Source organism: Helcococcus sp. SA-HE-C1, from assembly GCF_985670335.1.
Genome location: NZ_OZ484652.1, coordinates 598,892 through 614,969 on the forward strand (window position 1 = coordinate 598,892; position 16,078 = coordinate 614,969).

Annotated in this window: 17 protein-coding genes; 15 read left to right on the forward strand and 2 right to left on the reverse strand. The window is 27.7% G+C overall.

All coding sequences use genetic code 11. The features are described 5' to 3' along the window. The 9 genes from AC4KN9_RS03170 to AC4KN9_RS03210 all read left to right on the forward strand — a co-directional run bounded on the left by AC4KN9_RS03170 (position 1) and on the right by AC4KN9_RS03210 (position 5,780). Positions 1-288, forward strand: a complete 288-nt coding sequence (locus tag AC4KN9_RS03170) for a YhbY family RNA-binding protein (RefSeq protein WP_491017210.1) — start codon at positions 1-3, stop codon at positions 286-288. 8 nt (positions 289-296) lie between these two features. Next, positions 297-878 carry a nicotinate-nucleotide adenylyltransferase gene (nadD, locus tag AC4KN9_RS03175; protein ID WP_491017211.1) on the forward strand — a complete coding sequence of 194 codons (582 nt, stop codon included), beginning with the start codon at positions 297-299 and terminating at the stop codon, positions 876-878. Next, positions 878-1,447, forward strand: a complete 570-nt coding sequence (gene yqeK / locus AC4KN9_RS03180) for a bis(5'-nucleosyl)-tetraphosphatase (symmetrical) YqeK (protein WP_491017212.1) — start codon at positions 878-880, stop codon at positions 1,445-1,447. The genes nadD and yqeK overlap by 1 nt, the downstream gene beginning before the upstream one ends. Then, positions 1,440-1,748 (forward strand): ribosome silencing factor, encoded by a 309-nt coding sequence (rsfS, locus tag AC4KN9_RS03185; protein WP_491017213.1) that lies wholly within the window; start codon positions 1,440-1,442, stop codon positions 1,746-1,748. Before yqeK ends, rsfS begins: the two co-directional genes overlap by 8 nt. A 35-nt stretch (positions 1,749-1,783) precedes the next feature. Beyond that, complete coding sequence (locus tag AC4KN9_RS03190; RefSeq protein ID WP_491017214.1) at positions 1,784-2,332, forward strand: helix-hairpin-helix domain-containing protein; 549 nt, start codon at positions 1,784-1,786, stop codon at positions 2,330-2,332. 125 nt (positions 2,333-2,457) lie between these two features. After that, positions 2,458-2,682, forward strand: coding sequence for a preprotein translocase subunit SecG (gene secG, locus AC4KN9_RS03195; RefSeq protein ID WP_491017215.1), 225 nt, complete (start codon positions 2,458-2,460; stop codon positions 2,680-2,682). Between the two features lie 84 nt (positions 2,683-2,766). Beyond that, the gene (gene rnr / locus AC4KN9_RS03200) at positions 2,767-4,692 is read left to right on the forward strand and encodes a ribonuclease R (protein ID WP_491017216.1); all 1,926 of its coding nucleotides are present in this window, start codon (positions 2,767-2,769) and stop codon (positions 4,690-4,692) included. Then, on the forward strand, positions 4,679-5,137 hold the full coding sequence (gene smpB, locus AC4KN9_RS03205) for an SsrA-binding protein SmpB (RefSeq protein WP_491017217.1): 459 nt from the start codon (positions 4,679-4,681) through the stop codon (positions 5,135-5,137). The genes rnr and smpB overlap by 14 nt, the downstream gene beginning before the upstream one ends. A 46-nt stretch (positions 5,138-5,183) precedes the next feature. Further along, complete coding sequence (locus tag AC4KN9_RS03210) at positions 5,184-5,780, forward strand: cyclodeaminase/cyclohydrolase family protein (protein ID WP_491017218.1); 597 nt, start codon at positions 5,184-5,186, stop codon at positions 5,778-5,780. Between the two features lie 46 nt (positions 5,781-5,826). Here AC4KN9_RS03210 and AC4KN9_RS03215 read toward each other — a convergent pair whose 3' ends face one another. Both AC4KN9_RS03215 and AC4KN9_RS03220 read right to left on the reverse strand, forming a co-directional pair. Then, a complete protein-coding gene (locus tag AC4KN9_RS03215) occupies positions 5,827-6,783 on the reverse strand; it encodes an NAD(P)-dependent oxidoreductase (protein WP_491017219.1) in 957 nt (318 codons plus the stop codon). Beyond that, positions 6,783-8,618 (reverse strand): NAD(+) synthase, encoded by a 1,836-nt coding sequence (locus tag AC4KN9_RS03220; RefSeq protein WP_491017220.1) that lies wholly within the window; start codon positions 8,616-8,618, stop codon positions 6,783-6,785. The genes AC4KN9_RS03215 and AC4KN9_RS03220 overlap by 1 nt, the downstream gene beginning before the upstream one ends. Before the next feature lie 130 nt (positions 8,619-8,748). Between AC4KN9_RS03220 and AC4KN9_RS03225 the strand changes: the two genes are divergently transcribed. The 6 genes from AC4KN9_RS03225 to AC4KN9_RS03250 all read left to right on the forward strand — a co-directional run bounded on the left by AC4KN9_RS03225 (position 8,749) and on the right by AC4KN9_RS03250 (position 16,078). Beyond that, on the forward strand, positions 8,749-11,316 hold the full coding sequence (locus AC4KN9_RS03225) for a heavy metal translocating P-type ATPase (protein ID WP_491017221.1): 2,568 nt from the start codon (positions 8,749-8,751) through the stop codon (positions 11,314-11,316). A gap of 121 nt (positions 11,317-11,437) precedes the next feature. Beyond that, the gene (locus tag AC4KN9_RS03230; RefSeq protein WP_491017222.1) at positions 11,438-12,250 is read left to right on the forward strand and encodes an HAD family hydrolase; all 813 of its coding nucleotides are present in this window, start codon (positions 11,438-11,440) and stop codon (positions 12,248-12,250) included. Positions 12,251-12,262: 12 nt separating this feature from the next. Next, a complete protein-coding gene (locus tag AC4KN9_RS03235) occupies positions 12,263-12,739 on the forward strand; it encodes a tRNA (cytidine(34)-2'-O)-methyltransferase (RefSeq protein WP_491017223.1) in 477 nt (158 codons plus the stop codon). Positions 12,740-12,747: 8 nt separating this feature from the next. After that, entirely contained in the window at positions 12,748-13,683 is a 936-nt protein-coding gene (gene trxB / locus AC4KN9_RS03240) for a thioredoxin-disulfide reductase (RefSeq protein WP_491017224.1), read from the forward strand. 155 nt (positions 13,684-13,838) lie between these two features. Continuing rightward, the gene (gene gap, locus AC4KN9_RS03245; RefSeq protein ID WP_491017225.1) at positions 13,839-14,837 is read left to right on the forward strand and encodes a type I glyceraldehyde-3-phosphate dehydrogenase; all 999 of its coding nucleotides are present in this window, start codon (positions 13,839-13,841) and stop codon (positions 14,835-14,837) included. Between the two features lie 53 nt (positions 14,838-14,890). Continuing rightward, the gene (locus AC4KN9_RS03250; protein WP_491017226.1) at positions 14,891-16,078 is read left to right on the forward strand and encodes a phosphoglycerate kinase; all 1,188 of its coding nucleotides are present in this window, start codon (positions 14,891-14,893) and stop codon (positions 16,076-16,078) included.

Sequence of the window (16,078 nt, forward strand, 5' to 3'; positions counted from 1 at the left end):
ATGTTAAACTCAAAACAAAGAAAATATTTAAAATCTTTCGCAAATACTATGGATGTAAAAATAATAATTGGAAAAAATGGTATTAGTGAGAATTTAATTAAGCAGGTAAATGATACTTTAGATGCAAATGAATTGGTTAAATTAAAAATATTAAAAAATAATTTATTTGAAGATAAAGAAACTATTGATGAAATTTTAAGCAAGTGTAATTGTGAATTAGTTACACATATGGGATCAAAATTTGTAATTTATAGACAAACTAAAGAAAAATTAATTGAGCTTCCATAGGAAATAATATGAAAAAAATAGGTGTTTTTGGCTCTGCATTTAATCCAATACACATAGGTCATTTGATTATGTCAGAACAAGCTAGGGTTAGATTAGGATTAGATAAAGTATTATTTATACCAACACTTAATCCTTACCATAAAAAAGTTGATCTAATTAATTTTGATCTAAGATATAAGATGACAGAAAATGCTATAAAGAATAATAAGTATTTTCAAGTTTCGTCTGTTGAGAAAGATATATCGGGAAATTCTTATAGTTACGATATAATGCAAAAGTTAATTGAGAATGAAAATGCTGAGTACTATTTTATAATGGGGACGGATAGTTTTAATCAGCTCGACACATGGTATAGATATACTAATTTATTAAGTATAGTAAAACTTATTGTATTTAAGAGACCAGGATATAAAGTTGATATTGACAAATTAGAGCAATACAAGAATTTGACAAATATATATTACTTTGACAATCTACAAATACAGATATCTTCAACATTTATAAGAAATGAAATTAAAGAAAATAGGTATCCTAAATATCTATTATTAGATAATACTATTAATTTTATAAAGGAATATAAATTATGGTGATGAATCTTAAAAATATAAAAAAAGAGTTAAAAAATGTTTTACAAGTAAAAAGATACGAACATGTAATTAGAGTTTGCGATACTGCCGTTAGACTAAATAAGGACTTATCACTAGGTCTGGATGATAAAAAGATAAAATTAGCGGCTTTATTACACGATTGTGCTAAAAATAATGAAGAAAAATATTTCAATTTTTATAGAGAAAAGTATAATTTAAAAGAAAATATTTTTGAAGATTTTGTTATAGCGCATGCTATACTTGGTGAAATTGTTGCAAAAGAATTATATGGTGTAGAAGATGATGAAGTTTTAAGTGCGATTAGATGGCATACTACTGGGACAGTAAATATGAATTTGCTTGAAAAACTTATATTTATATCAGATTTTATTGAACCTGGTAGAGACTTTAAAGACTCAAAAATTGTAGAAACAAAGATTTATGAAAATTTTGATAAAGGTATCTTATTGTGTCTCAATTTAACAATTAAGCATTTGATTGATAAAAATGTTATAATAAATTTAGAAACAATAAAAGCTAGAAATTATTTACAAAGGAGAATTAATGAATAAGCTAGATATTGTTGTAAAAGCTTGTGGAGACAAGTTGGCGAAAGATATTAATGTTATTGATATTAGAGAGAAGTCAACTATTGCAGATTATTTTGTAGTTGCGACAGGTAGCTCAAATTTACAAATAAAAGCTATACATGAAGAAATAGAAAAGAAAGTTGTAGAAGCAGGATTTGAAATTCTTGGTAATGAAGGATTTAGAGACTCTGCGTGGTTACTATTAGATATCGGAGATGTAATAGTGCATATCTTTAGCGAGGAACAAAGAGAGTTTTACAATTTAGAAAAATTATGGGATTAATTTAATCTTGACAGCTCACCCAAAGGAAGGTGAGTATGAAAATCAAAAATTACTTAGATAAAATTTTACTAATTGGAATAGCTGTAATATTTATAGTTATAGGATATTTCAATATGAAACGTGATGATAGTGTTGAATTAATAAAGCAAGTTGAAACCAAAGAAGAGAGTAGTGAAGAAAATACAAAAAATGAAAAAATAAGTGAAAAAAAGGAAAGAAGTATTTTTGTTCATATTTCAGGGTGCATAAAAAACGAAGGCGTCTATGAAATGAAAGTAAACTCCAGAGTAACTGATTTAGTGAAAGTCGCAGGTGGACTTTGTGATGAAGTAGATTTAACAAGTATAAATTTATCAAAAATATTAAAAGATGAAATGAGAATTCATATTTTTAAAAAGAATGAAGAAAAGCCATCTAATATTATAAACGATGATTTATCAACCGAACCATCTCAAAGAGGTAAGCTTAATATAAACAAAGCTTCGTTAGAAGAATTAACGACACTACCAGGATTAGGTAAGACAAGGGCTAAGGCGATAATTGATTATCGAACTAAAAAAAATTTAATACTATTGAAGATATAAAAAACATTTCAGGTATTGGTCAAAAATCATTCGAGAAATTGAAAGAAAAAATTACTGTTGATTGATATTTGAGTATATTTTTGGTATAATCTTAATATTGTACTAAGAAATTGAAAGGAATTAATATGAATACTATTTTTATTATTTTGTTATTAATTTCTAGTATTGGTGTAATTTTATCTACTATACTTATGGAGCCTAAGGCTGAAGGTATGGGATCAATTACAGGTGGACATGCTAATATGTTCAATACCCAATCTAGAGGTAAAGAAAAATTATTAAATAACTTAACAATTATTTTTGGGATTGTTTTTGCAATTTCAACAATAATATTAACAATAATTTCATAATTAAAATCAGGAGTATTTTTATTCCTGTTTTTTTTTACCTACTTAGTGTTATAATTATATATAAAAAATAAAAAGGTGAATAAAATGAATGTATTAGAAGGAAAATTAACTCTTAATAAAAAGGGATTTGGATTCTTTATTTCAGATGATGAAAATATAGAGGATATATTTATTCCTAAAGCCTCATTAAATAGGGCTTTGAATAACGATAGAGTTAAAATAAAAATAACAAAAGAAGCTGATAGTAATAATAAGCCTGAGGGCGAAGTGATAGAAATATTACAAAGAAATCAAGACGTACTTGTTGGAGACTTTCAAAGAGTTAAACAATTTGGATTTGTAGTACTTGATGGAAATAAATCTAATTATGATATTTATATTCCTAAAGAACATATTAATGGAGCAAAAGATAAAGATAAAGTTATAGTGGAAGTGCTTTATTTTAATAAAAAAGATAAAAATCCAACAGGTAGAATTGTTGAAATTTTAGGAAATGTTGATGATACTGGTATACAGATATTGGCAATAGCAAAGAAATACGAACTACCTGATGAATTTTCATATGATACATTAAATTACGCAGAATCACTACCTAGTGAACCTAAAAAATCAGATTTTAAGAATAGGAAAGATTTTAGAAATTTATATACAGTGACAATTGATGGAGCAGATGCAAAAGATTTTGATGATGCAATTTCTGTAGAAAAAAAAGGTGACAATTATATTCTTTATGTTCATATAGCTGATGTTGCTCATTATGTTTCTGAAAATAGCGCCATTAACCAAGATGCATTTGAAAGAGGAAATTCTATTTACTTATTAGATAGAGTAATACCAATGCTTCCAGAAGCGCTATCAAATAATTTATGCTCATTAAATCCACACGTAAATAGATTGTGTGTGACAGTAAAAATGGAAATAAATGATAAGGGAAATATTGTTGATTATCAATTTTTTGAAGGGGTAATAAATAGTGATCATAGATTAATATATGAAGAGGTTTCAGATTTTCTTGAAGATAAAAAAAATATATATAATAATGAAGAGTTAGAGAATACTCTAAAATTAATGCTTGAAGTACACAATATACTTGATGAAAAGAGAGCATTTAATGGTGTGCTTGATTTTGATTTTAAGGAATCAAAAATTATATTGGATAAATATGGTGTACCTTTAGATATTAAAGAGAATGAAAGAAGAGTTGCAAATAAATTAATTGAGTCATTTATGGTTACAACTAATGAAGTAGTTGGTGGACATTTTGCATCTATTGATGTACCATTTATTTATCGTGTTCATGATGTACCATCTGAGGACAAAGTATCAGAATTTAGATCAATAATATCTAAATTTGGTTTACAAATAAAAGGTGCAAAGTTATACCCTAAAGATTTTCAAAATATATTAAAGGAGGTGGAGGGAACTCCGTTAAGCTTTTTAATAAATAATATTATGCTTAGAACAATGAAAAAAGCTGAGTATAGAAGAGAACCTGATATACATTTTGGTCTTGCTACAGAAAATTATTCACATTTTACTTCTCCAATTAGAAGATATAGTGATCTTGTTGTGCATAGAATTGTAAAGGCGAGTATTCACAATAATTATAGAAAAGAAAAAAGATCCTATTTAAGAAAATTAGATAGAATTGCTGAACATGTTTCTGAAACTGAAAGAAAAGCAGAAGAGGCTGAAAGAGATGTAGCTTCACTTAAAAAATGTGAGTATATGAAAAATAAAATCGGAAAAATTTACAAGGGGATTATAAGTTCGGTTACAAATTTTGGAATATTTGTTGAATTACCAAATACAGTAGAAGGATTAGTTCATTTTAAATCTTTATCAGATGATTATTATCAGTTTGATCAAGAAAATTATAAAATAATTGGTGAAAGAACTGGGCAAGTATACGAACTAGGACAGATGGTAACAATTAAAGTAGACGATATTGATACGGATTTAAGAGAAATTGATTTTAAGATTATAAGAGAGAATAATGAAAACAACTAAGACTATCGCAAAAAATAAGAAAGCAAAACATGATTATCATTTAGAAGAATACTTTGAAGCGGGAATTGTACTTGAAGGAAATGAAGTAAAAAGTATAAAAAATGGTCAAGTGTCAATAAAAGAAGCATTTTGTAATATTAGAAATAATGAGGCTTTTATAATAGGTATGCACGTTACAGAATATAATTATGCAAATAATTTCAATAAACAAGAACCAACTCGTACTAGAAAATTATTATTAAACAAGAGAGAAATAAAAAAAATAGCTAGTAAAATTAATGAAGATGGATATTCTTTTTTACCTATTGAGGTAAAAGAGGTGAGAGGACTTATTAAGATTGATATTGCAATAGGAAAAGGTAAAAAATTATATGATAAACGTCATGATTTGAAAGCAAAGGATGATAAAAGACGAATTGAAAGAGCATTAAAAGAGAGATACTAAAATATAAAATATTTAAGTTTTAAATTAAGTGTTAGGAGTTAAAATAATGGAGTTAGAAGAGTATTTAGATTTAGTTACAAAACCAAGTTCTAAAGCAGGTGGTGGTTCGGTTGCTGCGCTATGTGGTGCAACAACATGTAGTTTGATTTTAAAAGCTTATAACCTTATTAAGATTAGATTAGATAAAGAAATTGAACACAAGTTACCACAAAATTTTTATAATGATGTATTGAGTAAAAGAGATTTTTTTAAAGAAATGATTTTATGTGATGGTGATTCATTTCAATCTGTTTTAGATGCTATAAAACTTCCAAAATCAACAGATGAGGAGAAAAAAAATAGAGATTTAGAGTTACAAAAAGCGTATAAAAAGGCATTAGAAGCTCCACTTAAAGTAGTTTTAAATTTAGTTAATTTATTCGAGTATGCAGGAACTATAAAAAAATATACAGATTCAATTCTAAGAACTGAACTTGAAGTCGCAATGTATCAATTAATCGCAGGTGTAAAAAGTGCAAAAACACTAGTTTTCATAAATGCAAGATATATTGATGATTATAAATATGTAAATAATATCACTGTAAAAATAAATGTTTTAGAAGAACAGATTAATAGAATCTCAAAATTATTAGATAATAAATAAATTATTAAAACCTCTAATTAGGATAAATTTAATTAGAGGTTTTAATTTAATTGACAATATTTTTTGGTTTTTTGTCTAGATAAGAAAATAAATTATTGAACGCAATTTCAGCTCTTTTTATCATTGATTCTTTTGTATGGTATGCTATATGAGGTTGTAGAAGAGTGTTTTTTGAATGTAATAGTGGATATTCACTAGATATTGGAGGTTCCATATCAAAGACATCGATACCTGCAAATGCAATATTTTCGTTATTGAGTTCATCAGCAAGAGCTACATTATCTACTATTGGTCCTCTAGCACAATTTATTAAAACTGCTGTATTCTTCATAAGTTTAAGTTTTTCTCTAGAAATCATTCCTTTTGTTTTTTCATTTAATGGTAGGTGAATAGAAATAATATCTGATTTTATCATGAGATTATCTAATTCTACATATTCAACTCCAATTTCTGTTAATTCACTTTTTTTAGTATTTGAAAATGCAATTACCTTACAATCAAAAGCTGTAAAAAGTTTAGCGACCTCACAACCAATTTCTCCTGTTCCTATTATTCCAACAGTTTTTCCTTTTAATTCAAAACCTGAGTAATAGTCTTTTAATGTTTTTGAATCTCTCGTATATTTGTCACCTTTACATATCATCCTGTATATATTTAAGGTCATTCCTATTACAAGCTCTTTAACTGAAGTATTTGAATAGCCGGATGCATTTGATACCTTTATATTATTTTGATTACAATATTTCATATCAACATGATCAAAACCTGTAAAAGCAACATTTATATATTTTAGATTCTGATTGTTAGTAATAGCTTCTGTATACAATTTTTTTGAACCAATCATAACTATATCAGCATTATCAATCATTTTTTCTTGTTCTTTATAGTCAATATTATCAACTAAAAAATACTTAAAATTATGTCCTTTTTTTTCAAGTTTTAATTTATATTCATTTAATAAATCTTCACTTATATTTAAATCTTCTATTAATCTTATTTTCATTATTTCTCCTGTAAAAGTGCATTAAAATCTATATCGCTTGGTAGAACAAATCCATTTCTATGATCAAGAGAGTAGTCAAGGATTTGTGGTGCATCAGGAGATACATTTCTCTTAAATGCTTGTGTAAAAAATCTATAAATAAATTTATTAAACCATTTTTCAATATCACTATCTGTATACTTATCTTTATATGCAAGTTTTGCCATAAATTTTATATTATCTAATTTAGACTTATTTTTAACTAAATGATATGTAAAAAAGTCATGTAGTTCATAAGGACCGATATTATTTTCAGTTATTTGAGAAATTTTTCCATCACTACTTGTAGGTAATAGTTCTGGTGAGATGGGAGTGTCGATGATATCTAATAAAGTAGTTTTCAATAATTCATTGGATGTACTATTTGCAACATATTTAACAACTTCTCTTAGTAATGTTTTTGGTAATCCAGAGTTTATTCCATACATTGACATATGATCACCATTATAAGTTGCCCATCCAAGAGCAATCTCAGACATATTTCCAGTTCCTAGGACTATTCCTCCAAATTTATTAGTCAAATCCATAAGTACTTGTGTTCTTTCTCGAGCTTGTGCATTTTCAAAAGTAAGATCAAAGTCATTTTCATCATGACCTATGTCTTTGAAATGTTGTAAAACAGAGTCTTTTATAGAGATTTCCTTAAAAGTAGTATTATATACCTTAGCTAAATTTATAGCGTTATTTTTAGTTCTATCAGATGTACCTAGACCAGGCATAGTTATTGTAAAAATATTCTTACTATCTATATCTAATTTATAAAATGCTAGTGATGATACAATTAAACCTAGAGTTGAATCTAAACCACCGGATAATCCTAAAAAGATTTTTTTGTCAGGAAGCTGATGTAGTCTTCTAACTAAAGCTTCTGATTGTATTTCTAAAATATTTTTCATAAAAGTATCCCAATTTTCTTTGTTTGGATAATAAGGATATTTATCAATATCTCTCTTTAGATTGTATTTTTTTTCTTCTATATATATATTAGAAATAATTTTTGAATTAGATTTTCTATTATTTTTAATAGAATCAATATTTATATCATTATATATTAAGCCGTTTGAAAAAACTTTACTCTCATCTAAAAGTATTCCATTTTCAATTATATACTTTTGTGGGGCATATACACCCTTAGATGAAGATTCAAAGTTAGAAGCGCCAGAATATACTAAAGCTATATTAGATTGTTCAGATATATTCTGTAACTTTAATTTATTGTTAGTGAGCTTATATGAATTAGTAATATTACCTCCTGCAACTAATAGTATATTTGAATTTTGAGAAATGGAATTTAAGTTATTTTCAAAACATACTTGAATTTTTGTATCATTAATTTGAATTAAATTATTGGTAGAAAATATGTCATGATGTTTTTGACTTAATTTACAATAAAAAGTTGAATTACAGTCTATCTCTGAAAATATTCTCAATTCATCGGAGGAATAATCTTCTTTTGATATAATTGCTTTTATTTCACCTCTATATAAAGCAAATATCGTATTTATGATACCTGAATTTACTTTTATAGGTAATCCTATAAATAGTACAGAATCAATTGAATTAGTTTCTTTTAAAATCTCATATAAAGCATTCTCACATTTATCAATAATTTCTGTGTGAGCAATTAAATCTCCACCAGTTATTCCGCTAAGAGTTAGTTCTGGGAAAATTGTAATATCAATATTAGAATTTCTGATAAATTCTATATATTTTAATAATTCATTTTTATTTTCTTCGATATTTAATACTCTTGTCTTTATATTTGCACTTGCAACACGTAAAAAATTTTTATGCATTTATTGCTCCTTACTTTTGTTATAATAATATTATACAGAAAAACTTCATTAACTTAAACAAATTTACATCTATATCTGTATAAGATATAATATAAATTTAGAAAACTTTAAAACTGGGGAAGAGGAGAATATGAATAAAAGAAAATATGATATTGAAGGAATGACATGTGCTTCATGTCAACTGACAATTGAAAAAGCTGTTAAAAAATTAGCTCCTGATTCTGTAAATGTTAGTTTGTTAACTAACTCTATGGAAATAGAAGGTGATAATTTATCAGATGAAGATATAATAAAAGCTGTAAGAGACTCTGGTTATAAAGCAATACCGAGAAATGGTAATAAAAAAACCAATGTCAACAATCCTAAAAAACAATACGATAAAGAAAAAAATAGATTAGAGAATGTATTATGGACATCTGTTCCATTTATGATTTTTTTAATGTATATAGCAATGGGAGAGATGTTTAACCTTCCATACCCATCGATATTAAAAGGGTACGAAGGGGCAGGTATATTTGCTTTTATACAACTAATAATTTCTCTACCAGTACTATATGTCAATAGAAATTATTTTATAAATGGATATAAATCTTTATTCAATGGAAATCCAAATATGGATACATTGGTTGCTTTAGGAGCTTCTGCTGCTGTAATATATGGAATATTTGCATCTCTTATGATTTTTTATGGTTTGGGAACTATTAATAAAGAGATTGTTCATACATATAGGCACGATCTATATTATGAAGCAGGAACGATGATATTAGCTTTAATTAGTTTTGGCAAATATTTAGAAGTAAATTCAAAAGCAAAAACTACAGAAGCTATAAATAAACTTATTGAGTTGCAACCTGACAATGTAACTGTTATAAAAAATGGGAAAGAGATTTCTATTCCTGTTGAAAATATTAAAGTAGGGGATTTAATAAAAGTTATTCCTGGAGAAAGGATAGCCATCGATGGAATTGTAGTAGAAGGAAAATCAAGCATAGATACATCTGCCATTACGGGAGAGTCTATGCCTGTTGAAATTAAAGAAAATGAAAAAGTTATATCAGGTTCAATTAATAATGAAGGTTCATTCATAATGAAGGCGAGTACAGTTGGATATGAAACGACAATATTTAAGATTATAAGCTTAATGGAGGAGGCTTCAGCAAGTAAAGCACCCATTTCTAAACTTGCAGACAAGATTTCAGGTATATTTGTACCAATAGTTATTGTGATATCGATAATTGCTTTTTTCACTTGGATAATTTTAGGATATTCATTGACATTTTCACTATCTACAGCAATTGGTGTTCTTGTAATATCATGTCCTTGTGCATTAGGGCTAGCGACACCAGTATCAATGATGGTAGCAACTGGGAGATTGGCAGAAAATGGTATATTAGTTAAAAATACAGAATCACTTGAAATATTAGATAAAATAAATACAATTATATTTGATAAAACAGGAACGATTACAAAAGGTAAACCAGTCATAACAGATATAGTAACCGTAAATGACTTTGAATTAAACGAAGTCGTTAAGATAGCAAATTCATTGGAAAAAAATTCTCAACATCCATTAGCGAAAGCTATAAGAACATATGCTAAAGAAAAAAATTTAGAAGAGTATAATATAAAGGATTTTAATTCTATTACAGGTAAAGGAGTTGAAGGGTTGATTTATGATGAAAAATATTATTTGGGTAATGATAAACTACTAAATGAAAAATTTGGATATATAGATGAAATTTATAAAATAGGAAATAAATTATCAAAATATGGAAAGACAGTTGTATTTTTATTTAGTGAAACAAAAATATTAGCTATATTTGCAATTGCTGATGCTATCAAAGAAACATCTAAGTATGCTATAAATGAAATTAAAAAATTAGGTATAAAAACAGTTATGCTAACAGGTGATAATAAAATCGTTGCTAAAAAAATAGCAGAAGAAGTTGGAGTTGACGAATATAAAGCAGAAATGTTACCAAATGAAAAAGATGATGCAGTACAAAAATATCAGAATGATAGTAAAAAAGTTGCCATGGTTGGTGACGGTATAAATGATGCTCCGGCACTTATGAGATCAGATGTTGGTATAGCAATAGCAGATGGTACAGACATTGCTATAGGATCAGCAGATTTAGTGTTGATAAAATCTGATTTACAAGATATATTAACATCTATAAAATTAAGTAAACAGACAATTAAAAATATTAAACAAAACCTATTTTGGGCATTTTTCTATAATATTTTAGCGATTCCAGTTGCGTTTGGAGTGTTTTATCCTTTTTTTGGTTTTAGATTAAACCCAATGATTGGAGCTCTAGCAATGAGTTTATCATCAGTATTTGTAGTAAGTAATGCTTTAAGACTTAGAGCATTTAAAATTGAAAATAAAAAATTTAATAATGAAAAGTCATCATCAAATATCGTAAATCATGATAAAATTAATATTAATGAAGTTAATAAAGATGATAAAATAAAAGGAGAAATAAGTATGGAAAAAAGAATAATTGAAATAGAAGGAATGTCTTGTTCACATTGCAAAATGTCTGTAACAAAAGAGTTATCAAAAATAGCTAAGGAAGTAGAAGTTTCTTTAGAAAAAGGACAAGCGATAGTCTTGGTAAGTGAAAATATATCAGATGATGATTTAATTCAAGCTGTCTCAGATGCTGGATATGAAGCGATAAGCATAAAATAATAATAAAATTGTAAATATAGATAAAATAGACGTATCGATGTCATAGAAAGATACGTCTAAATTTTTATAAGATTATTTGATAAAAAACACATTAACACAAAGAAGAATAGGAATAAATTATATGAAAAAAATATTTGCCACAGACTTAGATGGTACATTGCTAAAACCTGGTAGTAAATTAGATGATAGTGTGAAAAATGCTATAAAAAAACTTAAAGATAATGACTTTAATATCATTGGAGTATCTGGTCGTGTGCAGAGTTCAATTAGATATTTTATGAAAGAATTAGGAATAGATTATTACATTATTGGAAATAATGGAGCAATAATAACGGACAAGGATGATAATATAATTTATAATATGTCATTGTCAAAAGAAAATTTAAAAAATATATTTAAGATAGCAAACAAATATAATATAGATATAAGAATGTATGGTAAAGATACTTACTATGCGGGGGAATTGAAACCAGAACAGGTTAATCATTTGAAAATTTCTGACAATCAATATTCAGTAAAATTTGAAGTGAAAAATGATTTTCAAGAATTTATTTTAGATAATGAAATAAATATATTTAAGATTTTATTAAACACTAGTCAAGAGTTATACGAAAAATTTTATGATGAGATATTAAAGTTAAATTCATTGTATATAACAAGATCAGGAGAGAAAAACATAGACATATCTTCAAAAGGAGTTAATAAATACAATGCATTGAAATATTTAATTGAAAATATTTATGGTGAAGATGAAGACGTAATTTTATATACTATTGGAGATTATTACAATGATATAGAAATGATAAAAAACTCTGATTTTGGAATAGCAATGGGAAATGCTTGTGAAGAATTAAAAAATGTTGCAGATTATGTTACAGATAATGTAGATAATAATGGATTCGAAAAAGCTGTCGATTATATTATTAAAAAATAGTAAAGAGGGTATATGTTAAATATAGTTTTATTTGAACCTGAAATAGCACTAAACACTGGAAATATAGGAAGAACTTGCTATCTTACCAATACAAGGTTACATTTAATTAGGCCTTTCGGTTTTATTATGACGAATAAATTGATGAAAAAATCAGGTCTTGATTATTGGGAAAAGGTTGACTTAGTAACACACAATACTTTTGAAGATTTTATAGAATACAAAACTAAGGAAAATGCAGAATCAACAATATTTTTAGCAACCACACATGCAAAAAAATTTCATACAGAAGTATGCTATAAGGATGGAGATTATATAATGTTCGGTAGTGAATCAAAGGGGGTATATGATTACATTCATGAACAGTTAATTGAAAATGGAATTAAAATTCCTATGAGATCAGACTCCGATAGATCATTAAACTTAGGAAATTCAGTAAATATAATTTTATACGAAGGATACAGACAATTAGATTTTAAAAATATGAAGTAGGAGGAAAGATGAGATACGATGTTATAATTTTAGGTGCAGGACCAGCAGGATTGACAGCAGGTTTATATGCAGCTAGAGCAGGGCTAAAAACAGCAATAATTGAAAAAGGACAAATAGGAGGGCAAATATCACTTACACTTTCTGTTGATAATTATCCTGGATTAGACAATGATCCAAATGGTCCGGATATGACTAGAACTATGTTAAATCAAGCTGAAAGTTTTGGTGCAGTAAAAATTTCTGATGAAATAATATCCATTGAAGTTGAAAATGGATTAAAAATATTAAAATCTGAAAAAAATACTTATGAAGCAAAAGCTTTAATTTACGCTGCAGGAGCTAATCCTAGAAAAATGGGTATAGAAGGTGAAGATGAATATGTAGGTAAGGGTGTAGCTTACTGTGCTACATGTGACGGTGCATTTTATCAAAATTCAGACATTTATGTTGTTGGTGGTGGAGATGCTGCCGTTGAAGAAGCAATCTTTTTAACAAAATTTGGAAAAAAAGTAATCATCTTGTATAGAGGTGAAGAATTAAAAGCTGCAAATAGTATAAAAGAAGAAGCTTTCAATAATGAAAAAATTGAAATTAGATATAATACTGAAGTTAAAAAAATAATTGGTGGACAATTTGTTAAATCATTAGTTTTAGAAAATAATAAAACTGGTGAAACATATGAAGTAACAAACAATGAAGGTGATCCAGATATTGGCTTGTTTATATTTATTGGATATATTCCAAATACAAATTTAATAAAAGATTTAGTTGAATTAGAAAGAGGATATATCAAAGCTGGAGAAGATACTAAGACTAATGTCGAAGGTATTTTTGCCGCAGGAGACGTTAGAGTTAAAAGTGTAAGGCAAGTAGTAACAGCTACAAGCGATGGAGCAATAGCTGCAATTCAGGCAGAAAAATATATTGCTCATAATGACAATTAATACAAAATAAAAAAATCAAACTATATGTTAAAAATTTGTCTTAAATATTGTTTATTAAATAAAATTTAGGATATATATATTGATGTATGGATTTGTATAGGCTATACTAAATAATGGAACAATTAAAGGGGCATACCCTAAAAGTAGGAGGAAAAATGAAAATAGCAATTAATGGTTTCGGTAGAATTGGTAGAGACGTAGCAAGAATCATTTTAGAAAATAATACTGAAGGATTAGATTTAGTAGCAATTAATGATACAGGTAAAAAAGAAACTTCAGCAAAATTATTTAAATACGATTCACTTTACGGAAAATTCAGCAAAGAAATTGAACTTACAGAAAAAGGCATGAAATTTGGCGATAAAGAAGTTATATTTACATCAGAAAGAGAACCAGAAAATCTACCTTGGGAAGAGTTAGGTGTTGAATTAGTAATTGATTCTACAGGTGCATTTAGAACAAAAGAATCAGCATCAAGACATTTAACAGCAGGTGCTAAAAAAGTATTAATTACAGCTCCAGCTAAAGGTGTTGATAAAACTATTGTTTTAGGTGTAAATGATAAAGATTATGATCCAGAAAATGACATAATTGTATCAAATGCGTCATGTACAACAAACTGTTTAGCTCCATTAGTAAAAGTTCTGTTAGAAGAGTTTGGGTTAGAAAAAGGTTTAATGACAACAATCCACTCATATACAAATGACCAAAATATTCACGACAATAAACATTCAGACATTAGAAGAGCTAGAGCAGCAGCGTTATCACAAATACCAACAACGACAGGGGCTGCAGAAGCAGTTTCTCAAGCTATTCCAGAAGTTAAAGGTAAACTAACAGGTTTAGCAGTTCGTGTTCCTACTCCAACAGTTTCACTAGTTGACTTAACAGTTCAATTAAGTAAAGAAGTTTCAGTTGAAGAAGTAAATGCAGCATTTAAGAAACATGCTGAAGGCGACTTAAAAGGAATTTTAGGATACGCTGAAGACGAATTAGTGTCAATTGACTATCAAGGAGACTCAAGATCATCAATTTTCAATCCTTTCTTAACATACGCGATTGGAGATTTAGTAAAAGTTGTATCATGGTACGATAATGAATGGGGTTACTCAAATAGAGTTGTAGATTTAGCACAATTAATAGCTACAAAATAATTGATTTATTTTGCCCGGTTCATTGAGCTGGGCATTAATTTTATGGAGGAACGATGAAAAAGACAGTTAAAGACTTAGAAGTTAAAGGTAAAAAGGTATTGGTTAGAGTTGATTTTAATGTACCATTTTCAAAAGAAGATAACACGAAAATCACAGATGATGCAAGAATTGTTGCAGCATTACCAACAATCAAGCATTTAATTGAAAATAATGCGAAGGTTATTTTAATGAGTCATTTAGGTAGACCAAAGGGTGAACCAAAGCCAGAATTTAGTTTAGAACCTGTTGCAAAAAGACTTTCCGAATTATTAGGAAAAGAGGTTAAATTTTTAGACTCAGATACAGTAGTATGTGATAATGTAAAGTCTCAAGTAGAAGAGTTAAAAGAAGGTGATGTAGCATTATTACAAAACACAAGATATAGAAAAGAAGAAACAAAAAATGGTGATGAGTTTGCAAAAGAATTAGCTTCATTAGCGGATTTATTTGTAAATGATGCTTTTGGTACATCACATAGAGCACACGCTTCAAACGTTGGTGTTTCAGCATTATTACCATCAGCTTTAGGTTTCTTAGTGGAAAAAGAAGTTGAAATAATGGGCAAAGCTATTACAGATCCTGAAAGACCATTTGTTGCTATATTAGGTGGTGCAAAAGTATCAGATAAAATTGGTGTTATTGAAAACTTACTTACAAAAGTTGATAAAATTCTAATCGGTGGTGGAATGGCATATACATTCTTAAAAACACAAGGCAAAGAAATTGGTAAATCATTGTTGGAAGAAGATAAACTAGATTTAGCAAAAGATTTAATCAAAAAAGCTAAAGAAAATAATGTAGAATTATTATTACCAATTGACTTCATAGTTACAGATCACTTTGGTGAAGATGCAGAAGCAACTGTAGCAGAAGAAATTGATCCTGAATTAGAATCATTGGATATAGGACCAAAAACAATCCAATTATTTATTGAAGCGTTAGAAGGTGCTAAGACAGTAGTTTGGAATGGACCAATGGGAGTATTTGAATTTAAGCAATTTGCTGAAGGTACATATGCAATAGCAAAAGCTTTAGCAGAATCAAATGCAACAACAATTATCGGTGGTGGTGACTCAGCACTAGCAATTGAATTATCTGGATATAAAGACGAAGTTACTCATGTTTCTACTGGTGGTGGTGCAAGTTTAGAATTGCTTGAAGGTAAAGTTTTACCTGGCATCGACGCAGTAGAAAATAAATAA

Bases quoted from the DNA above. Each gene is read 5' to 3' on its own strand.
- AC4KN9_RS03170 (WP_491017210.1), top strand. From the start codon at position 1: ATGTTAAACTCAAAACAAAGAAAATATTTAAAATCTTTCGCAAATACT.
- nadD (WP_491017211.1), top strand. From the start codon at position 297: ATGAAAAAAATAGGTGTTTTTGGCTCTGCATTTAATCCAATACACATA.
- yqeK (WP_491017212.1), top strand. From the start codon at position 878: ATGAATCTTAAAAATATAAAAAAAGAGTTAAAAAATGTTTTACAAGTA.
- rsfS (WP_491017213.1), top strand. From the start codon at position 1,440: ATGAATAAGCTAGATATTGTTGTAAAAGCTTGTGGAGACAAGTTGGCG.
- AC4KN9_RS03190 (WP_491017214.1), top strand. From the start codon at position 1,784: ATGAAAATCAAAAATTACTTAGATAAAATTTTACTAATTGGAATAGCT.
- secG (WP_491017215.1), top strand. From the start codon at position 2,458: ATGAATACTATTTTTATTATTTTGTTATTAATTTCTAGTATTGGTGTA.
- rnr (WP_491017216.1), top strand. From the start codon at position 2,767: ATGAATGTATTAGAAGGAAAATTAACTCTTAATAAAAAGGGATTTGGA.
- smpB (WP_491017217.1), top strand. From the start codon at position 4,679: ATGAAAACAACTAAGACTATCGCAAAAAATAAGAAAGCAAAACATGAT.
- AC4KN9_RS03210 (WP_491017218.1), top strand. From the start codon at position 5,184: ATGGAGTTAGAAGAGTATTTAGATTTAGTTACAAAACCAAGTTCTAAA.
- AC4KN9_RS03215 (WP_491017219.1), bottom strand. From the start codon at position 6,783: ATGAAAATAAGATTAATAGAAGATTTAAATATAAGTGAAGATTTATTA.
- AC4KN9_RS03220 (WP_491017220.1), bottom strand. From the start codon at position 8,618: ATGCATAAAAATTTTTTACGTGTTGCAAGTGCAAATATAAAGACAAGA.
- AC4KN9_RS03225 (WP_491017221.1), top strand. From the start codon at position 8,749: ATGAATAAAAGAAAATATGATATTGAAGGAATGACATGTGCTTCATGT.
- AC4KN9_RS03230 (WP_491017222.1), top strand. From the start codon at position 11,438: ATGAAAAAAATATTTGCCACAGACTTAGATGGTACATTGCTAAAACCT.
- AC4KN9_RS03235 (WP_491017223.1), top strand. From the start codon at position 12,263: ATGTTAAATATAGTTTTATTTGAACCTGAAATAGCACTAAACACTGGA.
- trxB (WP_491017224.1), top strand. From the start codon at position 12,748: ATGAGATACGATGTTATAATTTTAGGTGCAGGACCAGCAGGATTGACA.
- gap (WP_491017225.1), top strand. From the start codon at position 13,839: ATGAAAATAGCAATTAATGGTTTCGGTAGAATTGGTAGAGACGTAGCA.
- AC4KN9_RS03250 (WP_491017226.1), top strand. From the start codon at position 14,891: ATGAAAAAGACAGTTAAAGACTTAGAAGTTAAAGGTAAAAAGGTATTG.